Source organism: Nonomuraea sp. NPDC005983 (assembly GCF_040614375.1).
GTDB lineage: Bacteria > Actinomycetota > Actinomycetes > Streptosporangiales > Streptosporangiaceae > Nonomuraea.
This window is the reverse complement of sequence record NZ_JBEXUP010000025.1, coordinates 43032-62774: the sequence shown is the minus strand read 5'-3', so window position 1 is coordinate 62774 and position 19743 is coordinate 43032. Positions and strand designations below refer to the sequence as shown.

The following is a 19743-nucleotide window of genomic DNA, read 5'->3' as shown; positions in this document are numbered from 1 at the left end:
TCATGGGTATGCGTTCGGGCTACGACCCCGTCGAGGTCGACACCCTCATCGGGCGGATCGAGGCGACCCTGGGCAGGGGCACCCGCGACGTCGAGCCGGTCACGGCCGACGACGTGCGCAGGGCGACCTTCCGCGCCAGGCGGGGCGGTTACCACGAGACGGCGGTCGACTTCGCGCTGGAGGCGTTCGTGGTGGCGCTGGAGACCATGTCCAAGGGCCCGCTGCGGCTGGCAAGGCACGAGCCGACCGGCGAGATGCTGCGCGAGGAGTGGTTCGAGACCCAGGCGGCGCGGGTGGAGCGGGTGGCCTTCCGCCCGGGGCGGATGGGCACCGGCTACAACGAGGACGAGATCGACGCCTTCCTCGACCGGATCGTCGCCACGCTCCGCGGCACCACCGACAACCCCGTGACGGCCCAGCAGGTGCGCGACGCCAGGTTCTCCACGGTGCTGCTGCGCGCCGGGTACCTGATCGCCGACGTCGACAGCTTCCTCGCGGGCATCGCCGACGTGCTGGAGCAGCGCTAGGACGCTGGTGTTAAGCGGAGGACCGCCTAGGACGCGACGACGCCGGGCAGCCCCCGCAGGTCGGGCAGCACGTCCTGCGGGACGGACGGATCGTCGGGCCGCTCGCCCAGCCGGTTGATCCACACCCGGCGGATGCCCAGCCGGTGCGCGGGCGAGAACGACGCCGTGGTGATCACGGAGTCGAGCACTCAGGCACGATCCTAGGTCGGGAGCCGCTCCCGGCTCCTGAGCACCGCCACGATCACCGAGACCAGCGGCGCGGCGAGGAAGGCGCCCGTGATCCCGGCGATGACGCTGCCCGCCGCGATCGACAGCAGGATCACCGCCCCCGGCAGGTCGAGCGCCCTGCCGTATATCTGCGGCGCGAGCACGTGCCCCTCGATCTGCTGGATCAGCACCACCACCGCCACGACGATCAGCGCCACCAGCCATCCCTTGGCGACCAGCGCCACCACCGCGGCCAGCAGCCCGGCCATGAACGCCCCCACCACCGGCAGGAAGGCGCCCACGAAGGTCAGCACCGCCAGCGGCAGCGCGATCGGCACCTGCAGGATCCACAGCGCCAGCCCGATGAAGACCCCGTCGAACAGCCCGACCATGGCCACCCCGCGGATGTACCTGCCGAGCACGGAGAAGACCAGCTCTCCGGAGTCGCGTACCCGCAGCCTGGCCGCCAGCGGCAGCAGGTCGGTCAGCCAGGCGAAGAGCCGGTCGCCGCCGTGCACGAAGTACACCGACAGGATGACGGCCAGGACCGCGCCGACGATGATCTCGCCGACGGTCCGCGCCCCGGCGAGCGCCCCGGTGGCGATCTGCTTGCCCTGCTTGGACAGGTAGTCCTTGGCCTGGACGACGAGCTGCTGGTCGTTGATGCCGAACCGGGCGGCCGTCCGGTGCAGGTCGTCGAGTGCGGTGCCGACGCTCTTGCTCATGGCCGACACCCCGCTGACGGTGGGCGGCACCAGCAGCGCCACGAGGGCCCCGGCCACCAGCAGCCCGCCGACCCACACCACCGCGGTGGCCAGCGCCCTGTTCATCCCCCGCGCCCTGAGCCACCGGGCGGGCGGCATCAGCAGCGCGGTGATGAAGAGCCCGATGATCACCGACATGACGACGGTGCGGACGACGTACAGGCAGTAAAGGGTCACTGCGACGAGCGCGATCCACCCAAGCAGCCGCCACGGCCTCATCCCACGCCCCCCAAGTCGTGCCTGGCCAGAGGCGTTCCCACGGTTGATCGCGGGCAACCATCGGGGCGGGGAGGTGGCTCAGGCGGGCGGCGCGAGGTGCGGGTGCTGCGAGCGTTTGGCGTCGTCGTAGGACGCCCGCAGCGCGGGGTCGGGGGAGACCTCGGCGATGGGGACGTCCCACCAGGCCTCGGAGGAGGGGGAGTCGCGCAGCGGGTCGGTCCGGACGTAGATGACCGTCGTCTCCTCGGCCGAGCGCGCCGTGTCCAGCGCCTTGCGCAGGTCGGCGATGCTCTCGGGGCGCAGCACGGTGGCGCCGAGGCTGGCCGCGTTGGCCGCCAGGTCCACCGGGAGCGGCCCGCCGTCGTACCTGCCGGACCCCCGGAACCCGTAGGACGTGCCCAGCCGTTGCGAGCCGACGCTCTCCGAGAGCCGCCCGATGGAGGCGAAGCCGGAGTTGTCGACCAGCACCACGGTCAGCTTGACGCCCTCGGAGATCGCCGTGACCAGCTCCTGCGCCATCATCAGGTACGAGCCGTCGCCCACCAGGACGAAGACCTCGCGCTCCGGCGCGGCCAGCTTCACGCCCAGGCCGCCGGCGATCTCGTAGCCCATGCAGGAGTAGCCGTACTCCACGTGGTAGCTGCCCGGGCCGCTGGGCCGCCAGAGCTTGTGCAGGTCGCCGGGCATGGACCCGGCGGCGCACACCACCACGCCGTCGTCGCCGGCGGCGGCGTTGACCGCGCCGATCACCGCCGACTGCGGGAGGGGCGAGCCCTCCTCGGCGAAGGCCACGTCGACCGCGGCGTTCCACGCCCCGTTCAGCTCGGCGGCCCTCGCCTGGTAGGAGCCGGGCGTGGACCAGCCCGCGCACGCCTCCGTCAGGTCGGCCAGGCCCTCGCGGGCGTCGGCCACGAGCTGGAGGCCTGACAGCTTGGCCGCGTCGAAGCCGGTGATGTTCAGGTTGACGAACCGGGCGTCCGGGGCGAAGAGGGAGCGGGAGGCCGTGGTGAAGTCGCTGTAACGGGTGCCGATCCCGATGATCAGGTCGGCCTCGCGGGCGAGGGCGTTGGCGGCCGTCGTGCCGGTGGCGCCGACCGCGCCCATCGCCAGCGGATGCCCGTACGGCAGCGCGCCCTTGCCCGCCTGGGTCTCCGCCACGGGGACGCCGTGCGTCTCGGCGAAGGCCCGCAGCTGGTCGGCCGCCTCGCTGTAGATCACGCCACCGCCCGCGATGATCAGCGGGCGCGCCGCCGACCTGATCACGTCGGCGGCCCGCGCCAGCGCGGCCCGTTCGGGGCGGGGCCGGGGCACGTGCCACACGCGGCGCTCGAACAGCTCCACCGGCCAGTCGTACGCCTCGGCCTGGACGTCCTGCGGCAGCGCGAGCGTCACCGCGCCCGTCTCGGCGGGGTCCGTCAGCACCCGCACGGCCGCCAGCAGCGCGGACGGCAGCTGCTCGGGCCGGTTGATCCGGTCCCAGTACCGCGAGACCGGCTTGAAGCTGTCGTTGACCGAGATGTCGTACGAGCGAGGGTCTTCAAGCTCCTGCAGCACCGGGTTGGCGACGCGGGTGGAGAAGACGTCACCGGGCAGCAGCAGCACGGGCAGCCGGTTGATCGTCGCGCCCGCCGCGCCCGTCACCATGTTGGTCGCGCCGGGCCCGATGGAGGTGGTGCAGGCGAGCGTGGACAGCCGGTTGCTGGCCCGCGCGTACGCCGCCGCCGCGTGCACCATCGCCTGCTCGTTGCGGCTCAGGTAGTACGGCAGCTCGGACGAGGTCGCCAGCGCCTGGCCGATCCCCGCCACGTTGCCGTGGCCGAAGATGCCGAAGCAGCCGCCGAAGAGCCGCCGCTCGACGCCGTCACGCTCGCTCCACTGACCGGCCAGGAAGCGCACCACCGCCTGGGCCACGGTCAACCGGGTCATGAGGTCCTCCCGAAGGGCAGTCGAGGGTCGAGCTCCTGGCCGTCCCAGGAGGAGCGGATCCAGGCGTGGCGGGGGTCGTCGCAGAAGGCCATCGACCGCTCGCCGGCCGGCCCGGCCAGGACGTTCAGGTAGTACAGGTCGTAGCCGGGGGCGGCCATCGACGGGCCGTGGTAGCCGTACGGCACGAGCACCACGTCGCCGGAGGAGACCTCGGCGAGCGTGTCGATCTGCCCCCGCTCGGAGCTGTAGACGCGCTGGTAGCCCAGCCCCTGGTCGGCGACCTCGAAGTAGTAGACCTCCTCCAGCACGGCCTCGCCCGGGTTCGGGGTGTCGTGCTTGTGCGGGGGGTAGGACGACCAGTTGCCGCCGGGGGTCAGCACCTCGACGGCCATGAGCTTGTCGCACTCGAAGACGTCCGGGGCGCAGAAGTTGTTGACCTGGCGGCTGGCCTGCCCGGCGCCCCGTATCTCGACCGGCACGTCCGAGGCGGGGACGTGGCGCGGCTCCAGCGTGCGGGTGGCGCGGGCGGACGGCAGCGCGATGCGGCCGGAGCCCTCCAGCGTCACATGCGTAGAAATCGGGATATAGGCGAAATCGGTGGGCCCGTCGAACACCGACCCGCGACCGGCGAGCTCCCACCTGGTGGAGCCGAACGAGACGGCGCAGGACCCAGACAGCGGGAGGACCAGCATCTCCTCCTCGCCCGTCTCGAACGACACCGGCGCCGAGCCCAGATCGACGACGCGCAGGCCGGAGTAGGTCCAGCCGGCGACGGACGGCGTGATCTCCACCGACCACGGGCCGTTTGCGGCCTTGCCGTACGGGATGTAGGTCATGAGCCGGCTCCTCTCACCAGCGCGGCCGCGGCGTCCACGGCCGTGGCGACGTCGTCATCCGGAGGGTAGAGCAGGGCCCGACCGACCACGAGCCCCCGCACGCCGGGCAGCCGCAGCGCGCGGCCCCAGTCGGCGTAGGCGGCGTCGATGTCGGGCGGGTCGCCGCCGAGCAGCAGCGCGGGCAGCGTGGTGGCGGCCATGACCCGCTCCATCTCGGCCACCGCGGGGATCTTCAGCCAGGTGTAGGCCGAGGTCACGCCGAGCGCCTGGGCGACGCTGATCGCCCGGATGACCGCGTCGGGCGACAGGTCGTTGCGGACCGAGCCGGTCTCCGAGCGCAGCGACCAGAACGGCTCGACCATCGCCATGAGCTGCCTGCGGGCCAGGTCCGTGACCGCCCGCGCGCACGACTCCAGCGTGGCGACCGTCGCATGGTCGGCCGGGTCGATGCGGCAGAGCATCTTGCCGCCGTCGAGGCGCATCGCGTCGATCGAGGCCGCGTCGAAGCCGGTGAAGCGGTCGTCCAGCTCGAACACCGAGCCCTGCAGGCCGCCCCTGTTCATCGAGCCGAAGGCCAGCTTGCCCTCCAGGGCCCCGAGGAGCAGCAGGTCCTCCAGCACGTCCGGCGAGGCCAGGACGCCGTCGACGCCCGGCCGTGCCAGCGCCACCTGGAGCCGCTCGAGCAGGTCGGGGCGGCTCGCCATGGCCAGCGGCCGGTCGCGCACGGCCAGCGCGCCCCGGGCCGGGTGGTCGGCGGCGATGACCAGCAGGCGCTCGCCGTCGGCGGGCAGGCCGCGCCGTTGCCGGTTGGCCGCGGCCCGCGCGATCTCGTCCGGCCGGGTGGCGCGGATGCGGGTGAGGTCGTCGTATCGGACGGGCCTCGGCAGCGTGATGTCGCTCAACGCTTGACCTCGCCTTCCAGCAGGGTGAGCACTTCGTCGGTGGACGGCATCGCGTCGGCGCAGGCCAGCCGGGCGGCGACGTGCGCGCCCGCGGCGTTGGCGAAGCGCACGGTGCGCTCCAGTGGCCAGCCGCGGACCAGCCCCAGGCAGACCGCCCCGCCGAACGCGTCTCCGGCGCCCAGCCCGTTGACCACCTTCACCTCCACCGGCTCGACCACGACCCGCTCGTCGCCGCTGCGGGCCAGCACGCCGTGCGGGCCCATCTTGACGATCGCCACCCGCATGCCCGCGTCGAGCAGCGCCTGCGCGGCGGCCTCCGGGTCGCGCGTGCCGGTGGCGACCTCCACCTCCTCCAGGTTCCCGATCGCCACGTTGGCCAGCGGCAGCGTCTGACGGACGAGCTCGCGGGCCGAGTCGGGGGAGTTCCAGAGCGTGGGGCGGTAGTCGAGGTCGAACACGGTCCAGCCGGACGTGCGGGCGGCCAGTGCGGCGGCGTGCGCGGCGCGGCTGGGCTCCTGGCTCAGGCCGGTGCCGGTGAACCAGAACACCCGCGCCTCGCGGATCGCGGTCAGGTCGAGGGACTCGGGGGTGACTCGCAGGTCGGGCGGGTGTTCGCCGCGGTAGAAGTAGATCGGGAAGTCGTCAGGCGGGAAGATCTCGCAGAACGTGACGGGGGTGGGCGGCCCCTCGACCGTGGCCACGAAGGCGTCGTCCACGCCGAACCCGCGGATCGCCTGCCGGACGAATCCCCCGAAGGGGTCGTCGCCGACGGCGGTCACCACCGCGGCACGCAGGCCGTGGCGCGCCGCGGCCACAGCCACGTTCGTCGGGCTGCCGCCGAGGAACTTGCCGAAGGTCTCGACATGGGCCAGCCCCACGCCGGTCTGCAGCGGATAGATGTCGACGCCGGAGCGGCCGATCGTGATCAGGTCGAACAACGCACCCTCCTGGGACGAGCCTGCACTATGCCATATTGTCATGACATTCGGATGTCCGCTATGTTCCAGGCGGTAGCCCGGCAGGGAGCCGCTCGCGTACTGTCGGACGGTTGGCGGAACCCTTGCGTTACAAAGACGCAGCATGCGGGCAACTCTCCTGAAATATGGTCAGGTCTTTACGTCATATGGATGTCATGACATATTGGCCTTGACTTCCTCCCCCTTTTAGGACGTGTCGGAGGGTTTGCATGGGATTGCGGAAGAGATCGATGGTCGCGGTCCTCGCCGTGTCCTCGCTGGGGCTCGCCGCCTGCGGCCAGTCGTCCGGCAGCGGTGACACGATCGAGCTGACGATCGCCCAGAACGCCATCGCGGGCGGCAAGAACGCGGCCGCGGCCGACTTCATCGCCAAGTGGGTCATCCCCCAGTTCGAGGCGGCGGAGAAGGCGAAGGGGAAGGACGTCAAGGTCAAGTTCGTCCCCAGCGGTGTCGACGACGAGCAGTACAAGACCAAGCTCTCCCTCGACCTGAAGTCGGGCAAGGGCGCGGACGTGATCGACATCGACGGCATCTGGGCCGGCGAGTTCGCCGAGGCCGGCTACATCAAGCCGCTGTCGGACGTCGTCGGGGCCGACGCCGACAAGTGGGACGGCTGGCAGCAGATCCCCGAGTCCGTCCAGGGGCTGGCCACGTACAACGGCAAGAAGTACGCCCTGCCGATCGGCACCGACGGCCGGGTCCTCTACTTCAACAAGAGCCTCCTCCAGAAGGCCGGGCTGCCCGCCGACTGGCAGCCGAAGAGCTGGCAGGAGATCCTCGACGCCGGCACGAAGCTGAAGTCGTCGGGTGTCCCGGTGCCGATCCAGATCAACGCGGGCACCGCGATGGGCGAGGCCACCTCGATGCAGGGCATGCTGCCGCTGCTCGCGGGCGCGGGCGGCGAGGTCCAGAAGGACGGCAAGTGGACCGGCGCGTCCCAGCCGCTCAAGGACGCCCTCGGCCTCTACCAGAAGATCTACGGCGGCAGCGGCCTCGGTGACCCCAAGCTCCAGCAGGAGGCCAAGGGCCGCGACAAGTCGTTCCAGCAGTTCGCCGAGGGCAAGATCGGCATCCTGATGGAGGGCGACTACTTCTGGCGCGGCGTCGTCAACCCCAAGGACGGCATCGCCAAGATGGCCGACCGCGACCAGAACGTCGGCTACGCCATGATCCCCGCCATCGAGCCCGGCAAGGGGCTGCGCGGCCAGGACTTCGTCAGCATGTCCGGCGGCGCGCTGCGCACGGTCAACCCCAACAGCAAGCACCCGAAGGAGGCCTTCGAGCTGCTGACCTTCACGCTCTCGCCCGACGCGCTGAAGGAGGAGACCAAGAACGGCAACGTGCGCATCACCCCGCGCACCGACGTCAACAAGGAGATCCTCGCGGGCGAGCCGCTGCTCACCTTCATCTCCGAGAAGGTGCTCCCGCTGACGGCCTACCGCCCGCCGGTCGCCGTCTACCCGCAGGTGTCGGCGGCGCTGCAGGAGGCGACGGCGGCCGTGGTCGGCGGCAAGACGCCCGACCAGGCGGCCGCCGAGTACCAGACGAAGCTCGAAGGACTCGTCGGTGGCGCAGGCAACATCGCCTCCTGAGGTCGTCAGGGACGCCACGGCCCGCCGCTACAGTTCGGACGCGGCGGGCCTGGGCAGGCTGAGAGCGGGCGCGTTCGTGGCGCCCGCGATGGTGCTCATCGCGGTGTTCCTGGTGTTCCCCGCGCTCTGGGTCATCTACCTCGGCCTCACCAACTACCGGCTCACCGGCGTCGAGGCCGCGGAGCCGCGGGTCGTCGGCCTCGACAACTTCGTCAAGGCGCTGTCGGACCCCACGTTCTGGAACTCCACCTGGCTGACCGTCCAGTTCGTGCTCGGCTCTGCCGTGATCGGCCAGGTCGTGCTCGGCTTCACGATCGCCTGGCTGCTGCGCGACAGGCGCGGGCCGCTGAAGCGGATCGTCGAGGGCCTGGTCATCCTGGCCTGGATCCTGCCCAGCGCGGTCGTCTCGTTCCTGTGGGTGGCGCTGCTCGACCGCGACGGCGGGACGCTGAACACGCTGCTCGGCATCCCCGGCTTCGCCTGGCTGCTCGACCACCCGATGCTGTCGATCATCGTCTTCAACACCTGGCGCGGCACCGCGTTCTCGATGATGCTCTACGGCGCGGCCCTCGGAAACGTGCCCCCCTCGCACCTGGAGAGCGCCCGCCTGGCCGGAGCCTCCGGCTGGCAGCAGCTCAGGGACGTCGTCTTCCCGCACATCAGAGGGCACATCCTGACCAACCTGCTGCTGATCAGCCTGTGGACGTTCAACGACTTCACCCCGTTCATGCTCACCGCGGGCGGACCCGACGGAAAGTCGGAGGTGCTGGCCGTCTACGTGTACAACGTGGCGTTGAAGGGCGGCCAGCTGGGCTACGGCGCCGCGGTCTCCACGGTCATCCTGCTGATCAACCTGGTCGTGGCGGTGTTCTACCTGCGCCTGCTCAGGAGTAAGAAATGACGCGGTTCGTGCTGGGCAGGATCGGCTTCTACACGCTGATCGCGGTCCTGCTCGCCTTCTTCACGATCCCGCTGCTCTGGCTCGCCTCGGCGCCGTTCACCTCCGACCCGACGTACGAGGTCAAGGTGCCGGACTTCACCTGGGAGAACTTCCAGGCGATCCTGGAGCACCCGTACGCGCTGCCGTCGCTGTTCAACTCGGTCCTGCTGGCGGTCGGCACCGCCCTGCTCGTGGTGCTGCTCGCCGCGCTGGCCGCGTACGCGCTCAGCCGGGTCCGCCTGCCGGGACGCGACGTGCTCCTGTACGCGCTGCTGCTGCTCTCCTCGATCATCACCGGCACGGCCGCGATGGTGCCGATCTTCCAGCTCGCGGTGGAGCTCAACCTGATCGACTCCCAGTTCGGGCTGATCCTCATCCTGACCGGCGGCCTGCTCCCGGCGGCGATCTTCATGCTCAAGGACTTCATGGACTCCACCCCGAAGTCCTACGAGGAGTCCGCCCGCGTCTTCGGCGCCTCGCCGCTGCAGATCGTCCGCCACGTGGTCGTCCCTCTGGTGCGTCCCGGTCTGGCGACCATCGCGGTGTGGGCCGTGGCGAACGTCTGGGGCAACTTCCTGATGCCGTACCTGCTGCTCAGCGACGTGGAGAAGCAGCCCGCCGCGGTGATCATGTACACCCTCTACACCGAGGGCGGCCAGGCCAACCTCCAGCTCCTGTCCACGTTCGGCCTGCTCTACTCGGTCCCCGTGGTGCTCATGTACCTGTTCGTCAGCAAGAAGTACGGCTTCCGCTTCCACGGAGGGATCAAGCGCTGATATGGCCGCAATCGAACTGCGAGGCCTCACCAAGGTCTACCCCGGTGGCGTGACGGCGCTCGACTCGCTCGACCTGGTCATCCCCGACGGTGAGTTCTTCGCCCTGCTCGGCCCCTCCGGCTGCGGCAAGACCACGCTGCTGCGCACCATCGCGGGGCTGGAGACCGCCACCGGCGGCGCCGTCGTCATCGGCGACCGCGACGTCACCGGCGTCCAGCCGGGAGCCAGGGACGTGGCGATGGTCTTCCAGGACTACGCGCTCTTCCCGCACATGGACGTCGCCGACAACATCGCCTACCCCTTGCGCATCAAGAAGGTCGCCAAGGCGACGCGGCGCGACAAGGCGCAGGAGGTGGGGGCCAGGCTGGGCCTGGACCACCTGATGGACCGCCGCCCCGGGCAGCTGTCCGGCGGGCAGCAGCAGCGCGTCGCGCTGGCCCGCGTGATGGCCACGCAGGCCCAGGCGTTCCTGTTCGACGAGCCGCTGTCCAACCTGGACGCCCGGCTCCGCCTGGAGGCCAGGACGTTCCTGAAGAAGCTCCAGCGCGAACTGGGGGTCACCACCGTCTTCGTCACCCACGACCAGGCCGAGGCCCTGGCCATGGCCGACAGGATGGCCGTCATGGAGGCGGGGCACATCCGGCAGATCGGCACCCCGGCCGAGGTGTTCCAGCGTCCCGCCAACACCTTCGTCGCCGGATTCATCGGCTCGACCCCGATGAACCTGCTCGACGGCGTCGTGCGCGGCGACACACTGGAAGTGGCCGGGTGCAAGGTGCGGGTGCCCACGTCCGCCGACGGGACTCTGACCGATGGCGAGCCGATCGTGTTCGGGGTACGCCCGGAGTACATGTCCTACTCCGTCGAGCCCGTCGAGGGGGCGCTGGGAGGGAAGGTGGCCATCGTGGAGAACCTGGGAGCGTCCCATCTGGTGACGCTGGAGGTCGGCGACGTGCCCGTGCAGGCGGTCGTGCCCGAGGGCAGCGAGCCGTCGCCGGGCCAGACCGGATACGCGCTGCCGCGCCGGGACCGCGCGCTGGTCTACCGCGACGGAGAGCTGGTGACGGCGTGACGGTGATCAAGGGCCGTTGGAGCCTGGACGACCGGCTGGAGCGGATGCTGCGCGAGGTGCCGTTCGAGGTGCCCCCGGGCACGGCCGCGGTGACCGTGCGGCTGCGCTTCGACCGCTCGCTCGGGGTCCTCGACCTCGGATGCGGCTCGCCACGGGGCTTCCGCGGCTGGTCCGGCGGCGCGCGCGACGAGTACACGATCACCACCGACTGGGCGACGCCCGGCTACCTGGCCGGCGAGCCGGAGGCGGGCACCTGGCAGGTGTGGCTGCGGCTGCACCGGGTGCCGGCGCAGGGGCTCGACTACACGCTGGAGATCGACACGGCGTCCACGGCGCCCGAGCGGCCCGTCGTGGTGGAGCCCCCCGTCGGGGAGCGGCCACCTCGCCGCGACATTCCCGAAATAGACGGCATGAGGTGGCTCGCCGGCGACTTCCACGCGCACACCCTGCACAGCGACGGCGCGCTCACCATCCCCGAGCTGGCCGAGCTGGCCAAGGCGCAGGGGCTCGACTTCCTGACCGTCACCGACCACAACACGGTCAGCCACCACCCCGAGCTGGCGCGGACCCGCCGCGGCATCGCCCTGCTGCCCGGCCAGGAGGTCACCACCGACCGCGGCCACGCCAACGTCTTCGGCGACGTCGGCTGGGTGGACTTCCGCCGCCCCGCCGACTCCTGGGTCGCGCACGCCCGCGACCACGGCGGGCTGATCTCGATCAACCACCCGCTGGGCGGCGACTGCGCCTGGCTCCAGCCGCTGACCGAGCGCCCCCGGATCGCCGAGGTCTGGCACTCCGGCTGGTGGGACCGGCGCTGGGGCGCCCCTCTGGCCTGGGCCGCCGCCTGGCGCGACGACGTGATCGCGATCGGCGCCAGCGACTTCCACCGCCACGGCGACGACGGCCTCCCGGGCGCACCGACCACCTGGGTCCTGGCCGAGGACACCGGCCAGGTCTTCGACGCGGTGGCCGCCGGTCGCACCGCGATCTCGGCCGGCCCCGGCCGGCCGCTGCTCGTCAGGCTCGGCGACGAACTGCTCGCGCTGGACGCCGAGGGGCTCGTCCTGGTGCGTCCGGACGGGGACCGGCAGGTGATCCGCGGCGAGCGCGTCCTCGTGCCCGCCGGAGCGGGATCGCACCGATTGGAAACCTACGAGAACGAGGTGATGGCGATATGCGCCTGACCAGTGTCGCCAACGCTCCCGTGAGCTTCGGCGTGTTCGAGCTGAGCGACGCGCCGCCGCCGCTGACCGCCGATGAGATGGTCCGCGCGATCGCCGACGCCGGGTACGAGGGCATCGACAGCGGCCCGATCGGCTACCTCGGCACCGGCGACGACCTGGCGAAGCGCCTCGACGGGCTGCTGCTCGCCGGCGGCTGGGTCGATCTGCGCTACAGCGACCCGGACGCGTTCCAGAGCGGCCTGGCCGGGCTCGACGCGGCCCTCGACGTGTTCGCGGCGGCCCCCGCCGCCCCCGCGCACCTGGCTCCGCGTCCGACGCTCGCCTGCTCGGGCACGCCCGCGCGCTTCGCCAGGCCGGGCGGGAACGCTCCAGGGCTGGAACCGTCGGAGTGGGCGGGCTACGCCGCGCGGGTGCAGCAGGCCGTCGACCGCTGCCGTGAGCGCGGTTTCGAGCCCGCCTTCCACCATCACCTCGGCACCTACGTGGAGACCCCCGAGGACGTCGAGCGCCTCCTGGAGCTCACCGACGTGCAGCTCTGCCTCGACACCGGCCACCTGCTGCTCGCAGGGGGAGACCCGGTGACCGCGCTGCGCGACTGGTCGAGCCGGGTCGGGCACGTCCACATCAAGGACGGCGACAGGCAGATCCTCGCGCAGGCGCTCGCCGACGGCGTGGACCTGCGCGAGCTGATGGGCCGCGGCGGCTTCGCCCCGCTCGGCGAGGGCGAGCTGGACCTGCCGGGCGTGGTCCGCACGCTCGACGAGATCGGCTACCAGGGCTGGGTCATCATCGAGCAGGACACGCTGCCGGGCCGCCGGACGGTCGCGCAGAACATCGCCGATCAGGCGGAAAATCGCGAGAAGTTGAGAGAGCTGGGACTTTGACGCGGGAGGATCGGGCTGTGAGGATCGCGCTGGTCGGATGCGGAGCCGTCACGCAGGCGGTCTACGTGCCGCTGCTGTCGCGGCGGCGGGAGCTGTTCGAGGTGACCGCCGTCTGCGATCTGTCGGCGACACTCGCCGACGCCGTCGGCGACCGGCTGGGCGCTCCCGGCCGCTACACCGAGCTGGAGCGCATGCTGGCCGACGGCGGCTTCGACGCCGTCCTCATGCTCGCCTCCGGCTCGCACGGCGAGGCGGTCCGGCAGGCGCTGGCGGCCGGGTACGCGGTGCTCTGCGAGAAGCCGCTCGCGCTGACCAGGGCCGAGGTCGAGGCGCTGCCCGAGGGGCGGCTCATGGTCGGCTACATGAAGCAGTACGACCCGGCTGTGCGCCGGGCCGAGCAGCTCCTGGCCGAGCTGGGCGGGGCGGAGGCGATCAGGTCGGTCGAGGTGACCGTCCTGCACCCGAGCGGGGAGTCGCAGCTCGCCTTCGCCAACCTGACCCGCGCCCAGGACGTCGTGCCCGGCCTGCTCGCCGAGCTGCGCAAGGCCGAGGACGCCCTGGTCTCCGCCGCTCTCGGGGAGGCGGCCGACCCGGCCACGCGGGCGCTCTACAACGTCGCCCTCGGCTCGATATGTCATGACTTGTCGCTCTTGCGGCGCTTCACCGGATCGCCGTCCGTCATCGACCACGTGGAGACCTGGGGCCCCGGGCCCGGGTCGATCGAGATCTCCGGGCCGCTGCCCGCCACCGGACGGTTCAGCATCCGCTGGCACTACCTGGAGGACTACCCCGCCTATCGCGAGACCGTGGCCATCCACCACGAGCGCGGCACGCTGGAGCTGGTCTTCCCCGCGCCGTACCTGATGAACGCGCCCACCACGCTCACCGTGGTGTCGGGTGCCGAGACCCGCACCGAGTTCCGCGACGTGACCGAGGCGTTCGAGGTGCAGCTCGCCGCCTTCCACGCCTACGTCACCGAAGGCCGGGCGCCGCTCACCGGCGAGGCCGGCGGCCTCGAGGACATCGTCACCGCCCAGCGCATCGCCGCCCGCTACGCCGTCCAGCACGGCCTGCCCATCGGAGGGGAAGCAGCGTGACCACGGAGATCGTCGTCGTCCCGCACACGCACTGGGACAGGGAGTGGTACGAGCCGTTCCAGCGCTTCAGGCTGCGGCTCGTGGCGCTGCTCGACGAGGTGCTCGACACCATGGAGCGCGAGCCCCGCTACCACTTCACCCTCGACGGTCAGCTCGCCTGCGTCGACGACTACCTGGAGGTGCGTCCGGAGAACCGCGACCGCGTCGCCGCGCTCGTCGAGTCCGGACGGCTGGCGGTGGGCCCGTGGCAGATTCTGCTCGACGAGTTCCTCTGCTCGGGCGAGAACATCGTCCGCAACCTGGAACTGGGCATGGACCGGGCCGACAAGCTCGGCGGGGCCATGCCGGTGGGCTACCTGCCCGACATGTTCGGGCACACCGCGCAGATGCCGCAGATCCTGAGGCTGGCCGGGCTGCTCCACGCCTGCGTCTACCGAGGGGTGCCGTCGTCCGTCGTCACCGACGCGTTCGCCTGGGTCGCGCCCGACGGCACCGCCATCCGCACCCAGTACCTGCCCGCCGGCGGGTACGGCAACGGGGCGCACCTGTTCGAGGACCCGGGCCGGCTCGCCGAACGTGCCGAGACCTTCACCCGGACGATGCGCGAGTGGCACGGCCCCGACGGGCCGCTGCTCGCCATGTACGGCACCGACCACTCCGCCCCGGTGCGCGGCCTGCCCGAGATGGTGGCCGCCCTCGGCGCCCGCATGGACACCCTGACCGGCTACGTCACCGCCCACTCCGCGGACGTCGACGGGCTGCCCCGCGTGACCGGTGAGCTGCGCTCCCACGCCCGCGCCAACATCCTGCCCGGCGTCATCTCCGTGCGCGCGCACGTCAAGCAGGCCATGGGACGCGCCGAGCGGATGGTCGAACGCTACGCCGAACCGCTGGCCACGCTCTGGGGCGCCGACTGGCCCGGCCGCTTCCTCGACATGGCCTGGTGGCGGCTCGTCGACGCCAGCGGCCACGACTCGGTGACCGGCTGCGGCGTCGACGACACGGCCCAGCAGGTGGCCGCCCGCATCGCCGAGGCGGAACAGCTCGGGCAGGCCGTGCGCGACATGGTGACGGCCAGGCTCGCCGCCGCGGTGCCGTCCGGCGGGATGCTGGTCGTCAACCCGACGCCGGCCACCCGGCGCAGCGTCGTGCTGCTGGACGTCGCCGGCACCGACCCGCTGGTGGACCCGTCGGGGGCGCGCGTGGCCACGCAGCCGCTGGAGCACGCGCCGATCCTGCTGCTGGACGAGCGGATGGACCCGGCCACGGCCCTGACGTTCATCCACGGCACCGAGTTGTACGGGCAGCACATCACCGGCTGGAACGTGAAGGGCGAGACCCTCACCTTCACCGTGGCCCGCGAGTCCACCGTGCCGTTCAACGTGGCGGAGCTGCGCGGATCGCTCGACGGGGTGTCGCGCGTCCGCATCGAGGCCGAGCCGCGCCGCACCGTGGCCGCGCTCGTCGAGGCGCCGCCGCTCGGCCACACCAGCGTGCGGCCCGCGCCGTTCGACGCCGCGGCCGAGGCTCCCGAGATGCCCGAGTCGCCGGTCACGTTCGACGGCGGGCGGGTGCTCGACAACGGGCTGCTGCGGGTCGAGGTCGCCCTCGACGGGACCCTCACCCTGACCGGCGCCGACGGCACCACGCTCACCGGCGCCGGGCGCATCGTCGACGGCGGTGACATGGGCGACACCTACAACTACGCGCCCCCGGTCAACGACCTGCTCATCACGCTGCCGGAGGCCATCGAGGTCGACCTCGTCTGCTCGGGCCCGCTCGTGGCGGCGCTCGACGTCCGGCGCACGTACAGGTGGCCGGCGGCGGGCGACGGCGTCGAGTTCACCCCCGAGCTGCCCGCGAAGTCCCGCACCGCCGAGATGGAGCGGATCGTCGTCGACACCCGCGTCGAGCTGCGGGCGGGCGAGCCGTTCGTCCGGCTGCGCGTCGCCTTCGACAACCGCTGCGTCGACCACCGGGTCCGGCTGCACGTGCCGCTGCCCGCCAAGGCGTCCGTCTCGCACGCCGAAGGCCAGTTCGCGGTCGTCGCCCGCGGCCTGACCGCGGAGGCCGGCTGCGGCGAGACCCCGCTCCCGACCTTCCCCGCCTCCTCCTGGGTGGCGGCCGGGGGAGTCGCGGCCCTGCTGGAGCACGTCACCGAGTACGAGCTGGTCGAGGGCGGCTCCGAGCTGGCGCTCACCCTGCTGCGCTCGGTCGGCTACCTCTCCCGCAACCGCAACGCCCTGCGCCCCGAGCCCGCGGGCCCCCAGCTGCCGACCCCGGCCGCCCAGTCGCGCGGCCTCCGCTCGGTGAACCTCGCGCTCATGCCGTACGGCGGCACCTGGCAGGACGTCCTCCCGGCGGCCGAGACCTTCAGGCACGACCTCGTCGTCACCCCCGGAACCGGCGCCCCCAGCCTCGCCCAGCCCGACCCCGCCCCCGGCCTGTCGGTGACGGGCGACGGCGTGGTCATGACCTCGCTCAGGTCCCGTGAGGAGTGGCGGGAGCTCCGCGTCGTCGCTCTCACCCCGACGCCCACGCAAGCGCTCGTCGAAGGGAGTTTCACCCAGGCCCGCCGAGCCGACCTCCGCGGCCGCCCCGGCGACCCCCTGCAGGTCGAGGACGGCACTCTCCGCCTCTCGCTGCGTCCCTGGGAGATCGCCACCATCCAGCTGACCACCTGACGCCCGTGAGAGGATCCCTTCGCAGTATGTGCTGGTTCGACCGTGAAGGGGCGGAATGTACGCGATATCTCTGGGTGACGACGGCGCGGAGCTGCGCCCGCTCGAGCCGTGGCGGGCCGAGGAGTTCCTGACCCACATGGATCGAGGACGGGAGTTCATCGGGCAGCACATCGCGATCGCGGACGCCGTGACCGACCTGGAGTCGAGCCGCTCGATTCTCCAGTCATACGCGGAGAAGGCCGCGGCCGACACCGGACGGATCTACGGCATCTGGACGGACGGCAACCTGGTCGGCGGAGTCCTCTTCCGGACGATGGACATCGGGCACGGCACCGCCGAGGCGGGCTGCTGGCTGGAGCCGTCGGCGGTGGGCAAGGGGCTGGTGACCAGGGCCGCGCGCGTGATCATCGACTGGGCCGTCGAGGAGCGCGGCATCCACCGCGTGGAGTGGCGGGTCTCGGCGGCGAACGAGGCCAGCATCGCCGTGGCCCGGCGGCTCGGGATGACCAAGGACGGTGTGCTGCGCGAGAGCTACCTGTACCGGGGTAAGCGGGCCGACATGGAGGTCTGGTCGGTGCTCGCGCCGGAGTGGCGCGCGGGCAAGCGGGCGTCCTAGAGCCGACGGCCCGCCGGCTGTCGCGGAGTGCGGGCGCGCGCGCCGTTACTGGTCGTGCAGGCCCAGCTGGCGGGCGGCGCGAATGGCCAGCCAGACCTCGGCGAAGGCGGTTGCGGGCCATCGCCACCTGCAACGCCGCCACGGTGGCGATGTGCTGCACCATCGCCAGCCCCGCCGGGCGCGCGCCCTCACGCTCGAACGCCACCAGGAAACCCGCCGCGCCACCGGGCGCGGGCACCGGGAGCACGAAGCCGCCGGGGATCGTGGGCGGCGCGTCCGGCTGCGAGGGCAGCACGTCGCGAGGCGGCACCGGGACACCCGGCAGCGGTCGGTGCCGCTGATCGTCAGCGCCGCCGCCGAACCGGTCAGGTGAGACCGGTGGAACGGGTGGGTCAGCGGGTACCCCAGGAGTACGTCTGCTTGCGGAGTTTGAGGTAGACGAACGACTCCGTGGCGCGTACGGCGGGAATGGCGCGGATCTTGCTGAGGATCTCCAGCAGGTGCCGGTCACCCTCGCAGACCACCTCGACGATCACATCGAAGGAGCCAGCGGTGAGCACCACATAGTCGATCTCGTCGATCGCCGCCAGCTCGTCGGCCACCGACTCCAGGTCGCCCTCGATGTTGACGCCGATCATCGCCTGGCGGGGGAACCCGAGCGTGAGCGGGTCGGTGACCGCGACGATCTGCATGACCCCGGTGTCCTGCAGTCGCTGGACGCGTTGCCGCACCGCCGCCTCCGACAGGCCGACGGCCTTGCCGATGGCCGCGTAAGGCCGTCGTCCGTCGCCCTGGAGCTGCTCGATGATCTGTTTGGAGAGATCGTCGAGCACCACCTGCCCGGGAGTCGCGTCACTGCTGCGGCGTGCGCGCGGGGGCGTGGTCATTACGAGGAGACCTCCTAGCGGTCCGGCGTTATGGGGGCGTTCCCTCCACATGGCCGTCCTGTGTGCGACATGTTGTCAGTTCTGCTGGCCCTGTCAAGCGAATTCGTAGCAATTTGGTATCTTCACCACGAAATCCCTTGTCCTGATGCACCTGACCTGTAAGAGTCACGGCATCTCAGCCACCTCACCAGGAGGTCATACCTTGACCACCCGTCTGCAGAACTTCATCAACGGTGAGTTCGTGGACGCCAAGAGCGGCCGATTCTCCGACGTCATCGACCCGTGCACGGGCGAGGCCTACCTGCAGGCCCCGATCTCCGGCCAGGAAGACGTCGATGCTGCCTTCGCCGCCGCGGCTGCCGCGTTCGAGTCATGGGGACGGACCACCCCGGGAGAGCGGGCGAACCTGCTGCTCAAGGTCGCCGACGCGATCGACGCGCGGGCCGACGAGATCAACGAGGCGGAGTGCCTGAACACCGGCAAGCCGCGCGCCCGGATGGCCGAGGACGAGACGCCCGTCGCGGCGGACCACTTCCGCTTCTTCGCCGGCGCCGCCCGCACCCTGGAGGGCCCGACCGCGGGCGAGTTCCTCGCCGACCACACCAGCGTCATCAGGCACGAGCCCATCGGGGTCGTCGGCCAGGTCACGCCCTGGAACTACCCGATGATGATGGCGGTCTGGAAGATCGCCCCTGCGCTGGCCGCGGGCAACACGATCGTGCTCAAGCCGTCCGACACCACGCCGGCCGCCACGCTCAAGCTCGCCGAGATCCTCGGCGACGTGCTGCCCGCGGGCGTCTTCAACGTCGTCACCGGCGACCGCGAGACCGGCGCGCTGGTCGTCGGCCACCCGACGGCGGCGATGGTCGCGATCACTGGGTCGGTCGGCGCGGGCATGTCGGTGGCGCGCACCGCCGCCGACGACCTCAAGCGGGTCCACCTGGAGCTCGGCGGCAAGGCCCCTGTCGTGGTCTTCGAGGACGTCAAGGACCTGGCCAAGGCCGCGGCCGACATCGCCACCGCCGGCCTGTACAACGCGGGCCAGGACTGCACCGCCGCCTGCCGCGTGCTCGTCCAGGAGAGCGTGCACGACGAGTTCGTGGCCGCGCTCGCCGAGGCCGCCGCGGCCACCGTGACCGGCGACCTGTCCACCGAGGACGCCCTGTACGGCCCGCTCAACAACGAGAACCAGCTCGCCAGGGTTCAGGGCTTCATCGAGCGGGTCCCGGCGCACGCCAAGGTCCTCACCGGCGGTCAGCGTGTCGGCGACAAGGGGTACTTCTTCGCCCCCACGATCGTCGACGGGCTCAAGCAGGACGACGAGATGGTGCAGAACGAGGTGTTCGGCCCGGTCATCACCGTCCAGACGTTCACCGACGAGGCCGACGCGCTGACCAAGGCCAACGACGTCAAGTACGGGCTGAGCGGCTCGGTCTGGACGTCCGACCACGGCCGGGCCATGCGCATGTCGAACCGGCTCGACTTCGGCGTGGTCTGGGTGAACACGCACATCCCGTTCGTGTCGGAGATGCCGCACGGCGGCTTCAAGCACTCCGGGTACGGCAAGGACCTGTCGGTCTTCGGCCTGCACGACTACACCAGGGTCAAGCACGTCATGCACTACATCGGCGAATAACGCGAAAAGTTGGGACA

19 protein-coding genes are annotated in these 19743 nt (G+C 71.4%); 12 read left to right on the top strand and 7 right to left on the bottom strand.

The annotated features are described in order from the left end of the window. The first annotated feature begins 2 nt into the window (after positions 1–2). Complete coding sequence (locus ABZ297_RS14585; protein ID WP_355344892.1) at positions 3–527, top strand: DivIVA domain-containing protein; 525 nt, start codon at positions 3–5, stop codon at positions 525–527. 26 nt (positions 528–553) lie between these two features. On the opposite strand, the gene ABZ297_RS14580 is transcribed toward ABZ297_RS14585, so the two are convergent. The 6 genes from ABZ297_RS14580 to iolC all read right to left on the bottom strand — a co-directional run bounded on the left by ABZ297_RS14580 (position 554) and on the right by iolC (position 6319). Next, on the bottom strand, positions 554–715 hold the full coding sequence (locus tag ABZ297_RS14580; RefSeq protein WP_355344889.1) for a hypothetical protein: 162 nt from the start codon (positions 713–715) through the stop codon (positions 554–556). Positions 716–727: 12 nt separating this feature from the next. Beyond that, the gene (locus ABZ297_RS14575) at positions 728–1717 is read right to left on the bottom strand and encodes an AI-2E family transporter (RefSeq protein WP_355344886.1); all 990 of its coding nucleotides are present in this window, start codon (positions 1715–1717) and stop codon (positions 728–730) included. A 78-nt stretch (positions 1718–1795) separates the two neighbouring features. Then, positions 1796–3643 (bottom strand): 3D-(3,5/4)-trihydroxycyclohexane-1,2-dione acylhydrolase (decyclizing), encoded by a 1848-nt coding sequence (iolD, locus tag ABZ297_RS14570; RefSeq protein WP_355344883.1) that lies wholly within the window; start codon positions 3641–3643, stop codon positions 1796–1798. Beyond that, positions 3640–4479 (bottom strand): 5-deoxy-glucuronate isomerase, encoded by an 840-nt coding sequence (gene iolB / locus ABZ297_RS14565; protein WP_355344880.1) that lies wholly within the window; start codon positions 4477–4479, stop codon positions 3640–3642. The genes iolD and iolB overlap by 4 nt, the downstream gene beginning before the upstream one ends. Further along, the gene (locus tag ABZ297_RS14560) at positions 4476–5372 is read right to left on the bottom strand and encodes a deoxyribose-phosphate aldolase (protein ID WP_355344936.1); all 897 of its coding nucleotides are present in this window, start codon (positions 5370–5372) and stop codon (positions 4476–4478) included. Before ABZ297_RS14560 ends, iolB begins: the two co-directional genes overlap by 4 nt. A gap of 5 nt (positions 5373–5377) precedes the next feature. Then, positions 5378–6319 carry a 5-dehydro-2-deoxygluconokinase gene (iolC, locus tag ABZ297_RS14555; RefSeq protein ID WP_355344877.1) on the bottom strand — a complete coding sequence of 314 codons (942 nt, stop codon included), beginning with the start codon at positions 6317–6319 and terminating at the stop codon, positions 5378–5380. 248 nt (positions 6320–6567) lie between these two features. Here iolC and ABZ297_RS14550 point away from each other — a divergent pair, with 248 nt between their 5' ends. The 10 genes from ABZ297_RS14550 (at position 6568) to ABZ297_RS14505 (ending at position 17576) form a co-directional block, all read left to right on the top strand. Then, complete coding sequence (locus ABZ297_RS14550) at positions 6568–7950, top strand: extracellular solute-binding protein (protein WP_355344875.1); 1383 nt, start codon at positions 6568–6570, stop codon at positions 7948–7950. After that, positions 7925–8851, top strand: coding sequence for a sugar ABC transporter permease (locus tag ABZ297_RS14545; RefSeq protein ID WP_355344872.1), 927 nt, complete (start codon positions 7925–7927; stop codon positions 8849–8851). The genes ABZ297_RS14550 and ABZ297_RS14545 overlap by 26 nt, the downstream gene beginning before the upstream one ends. Next, positions 8848–9666 carry a carbohydrate ABC transporter permease gene (locus tag ABZ297_RS14540; RefSeq protein ID WP_355344869.1) on the top strand — a complete coding sequence of 273 codons (819 nt, stop codon included), beginning with the start codon at positions 8848–8850 and terminating at the stop codon, positions 9664–9666. The genes ABZ297_RS14545 and ABZ297_RS14540 overlap by 4 nt, the downstream gene beginning before the upstream one ends. Before the next feature lies 1 nt (position 9667). Beyond that, the gene (locus ABZ297_RS14535; RefSeq protein WP_355344866.1) at positions 9668–10738 is read left to right on the top strand and encodes an ABC transporter ATP-binding protein; all 1071 of its coding nucleotides are present in this window, start codon (positions 9668–9670) and stop codon (positions 10736–10738) included. Then, positions 10735–11922, top strand: a complete 1188-nt coding sequence (locus ABZ297_RS14530) for a CehA/McbA family metallohydrolase (RefSeq protein WP_355344863.1) — start codon at positions 10735–10737, stop codon at positions 11920–11922. The genes ABZ297_RS14535 and ABZ297_RS14530 overlap by 4 nt, the downstream gene beginning before the upstream one ends. After that, a complete protein-coding gene (locus ABZ297_RS14525; protein WP_355344860.1) occupies positions 11913–12806 on the top strand; it encodes a TIM barrel protein in 894 nt (297 codons plus the stop codon). Before ABZ297_RS14530 ends, ABZ297_RS14525 begins: the two co-directional genes overlap by 10 nt. Positions 12807–12823: 17 nt before the next feature. After that, on the top strand, positions 12824–13903 hold the full coding sequence (locus ABZ297_RS14520) for a Gfo/Idh/MocA family oxidoreductase (protein ID WP_355344857.1): 1080 nt from the start codon (positions 12824–12826) through the stop codon (positions 13901–13903). Further along, on the top strand, positions 13900–16587 hold the full coding sequence (locus ABZ297_RS14515) for an alpha-mannosidase (protein ID WP_355344854.1): 2688 nt from the start codon (positions 13900–13902) through the stop codon (positions 16585–16587). Before ABZ297_RS14520 ends, ABZ297_RS14515 begins: the two co-directional genes overlap by 4 nt. Positions 16588–16642: 55 nt before the next feature. Then, positions 16643–17203 carry a GNAT family protein gene (locus ABZ297_RS14510; RefSeq protein ID WP_355344851.1) on the top strand — a complete coding sequence of 187 codons (561 nt, stop codon included), beginning with the start codon at positions 16643–16645 and terminating at the stop codon, positions 17201–17203. Positions 17204–17354: 151 nt separating this feature from the next. Continuing rightward, a complete protein-coding gene (locus tag ABZ297_RS14505) occupies positions 17355–17576 on the top strand; it encodes a hypothetical protein (protein WP_355344848.1) in 222 nt (73 codons plus the stop codon). 19 nt (positions 17577–17595) lie between these two features. On the opposite strand, the gene ABZ297_RS14500 is transcribed toward ABZ297_RS14505, so the two are convergent. After that, complete coding sequence (locus ABZ297_RS14500) at positions 17596–18090, bottom strand: Lrp/AsnC family transcriptional regulator (RefSeq protein ID WP_355344845.1); 495 nt, start codon at positions 18088–18090, stop codon at positions 17596–17598. A gap of 202 nt (positions 18091–18292) precedes the next feature. Between ABZ297_RS14500 and ABZ297_RS14495 the strand changes: the two genes are divergently transcribed. After that, positions 18293–19726 (top strand): gamma-aminobutyraldehyde dehydrogenase, encoded by a 1434-nt coding sequence (locus tag ABZ297_RS14495; RefSeq protein WP_355344842.1) that lies wholly within the window; start codon positions 18293–18295, stop codon positions 19724–19726. The last annotated feature ends 17 nt before the right edge of the window (positions 19727–19743 follow it).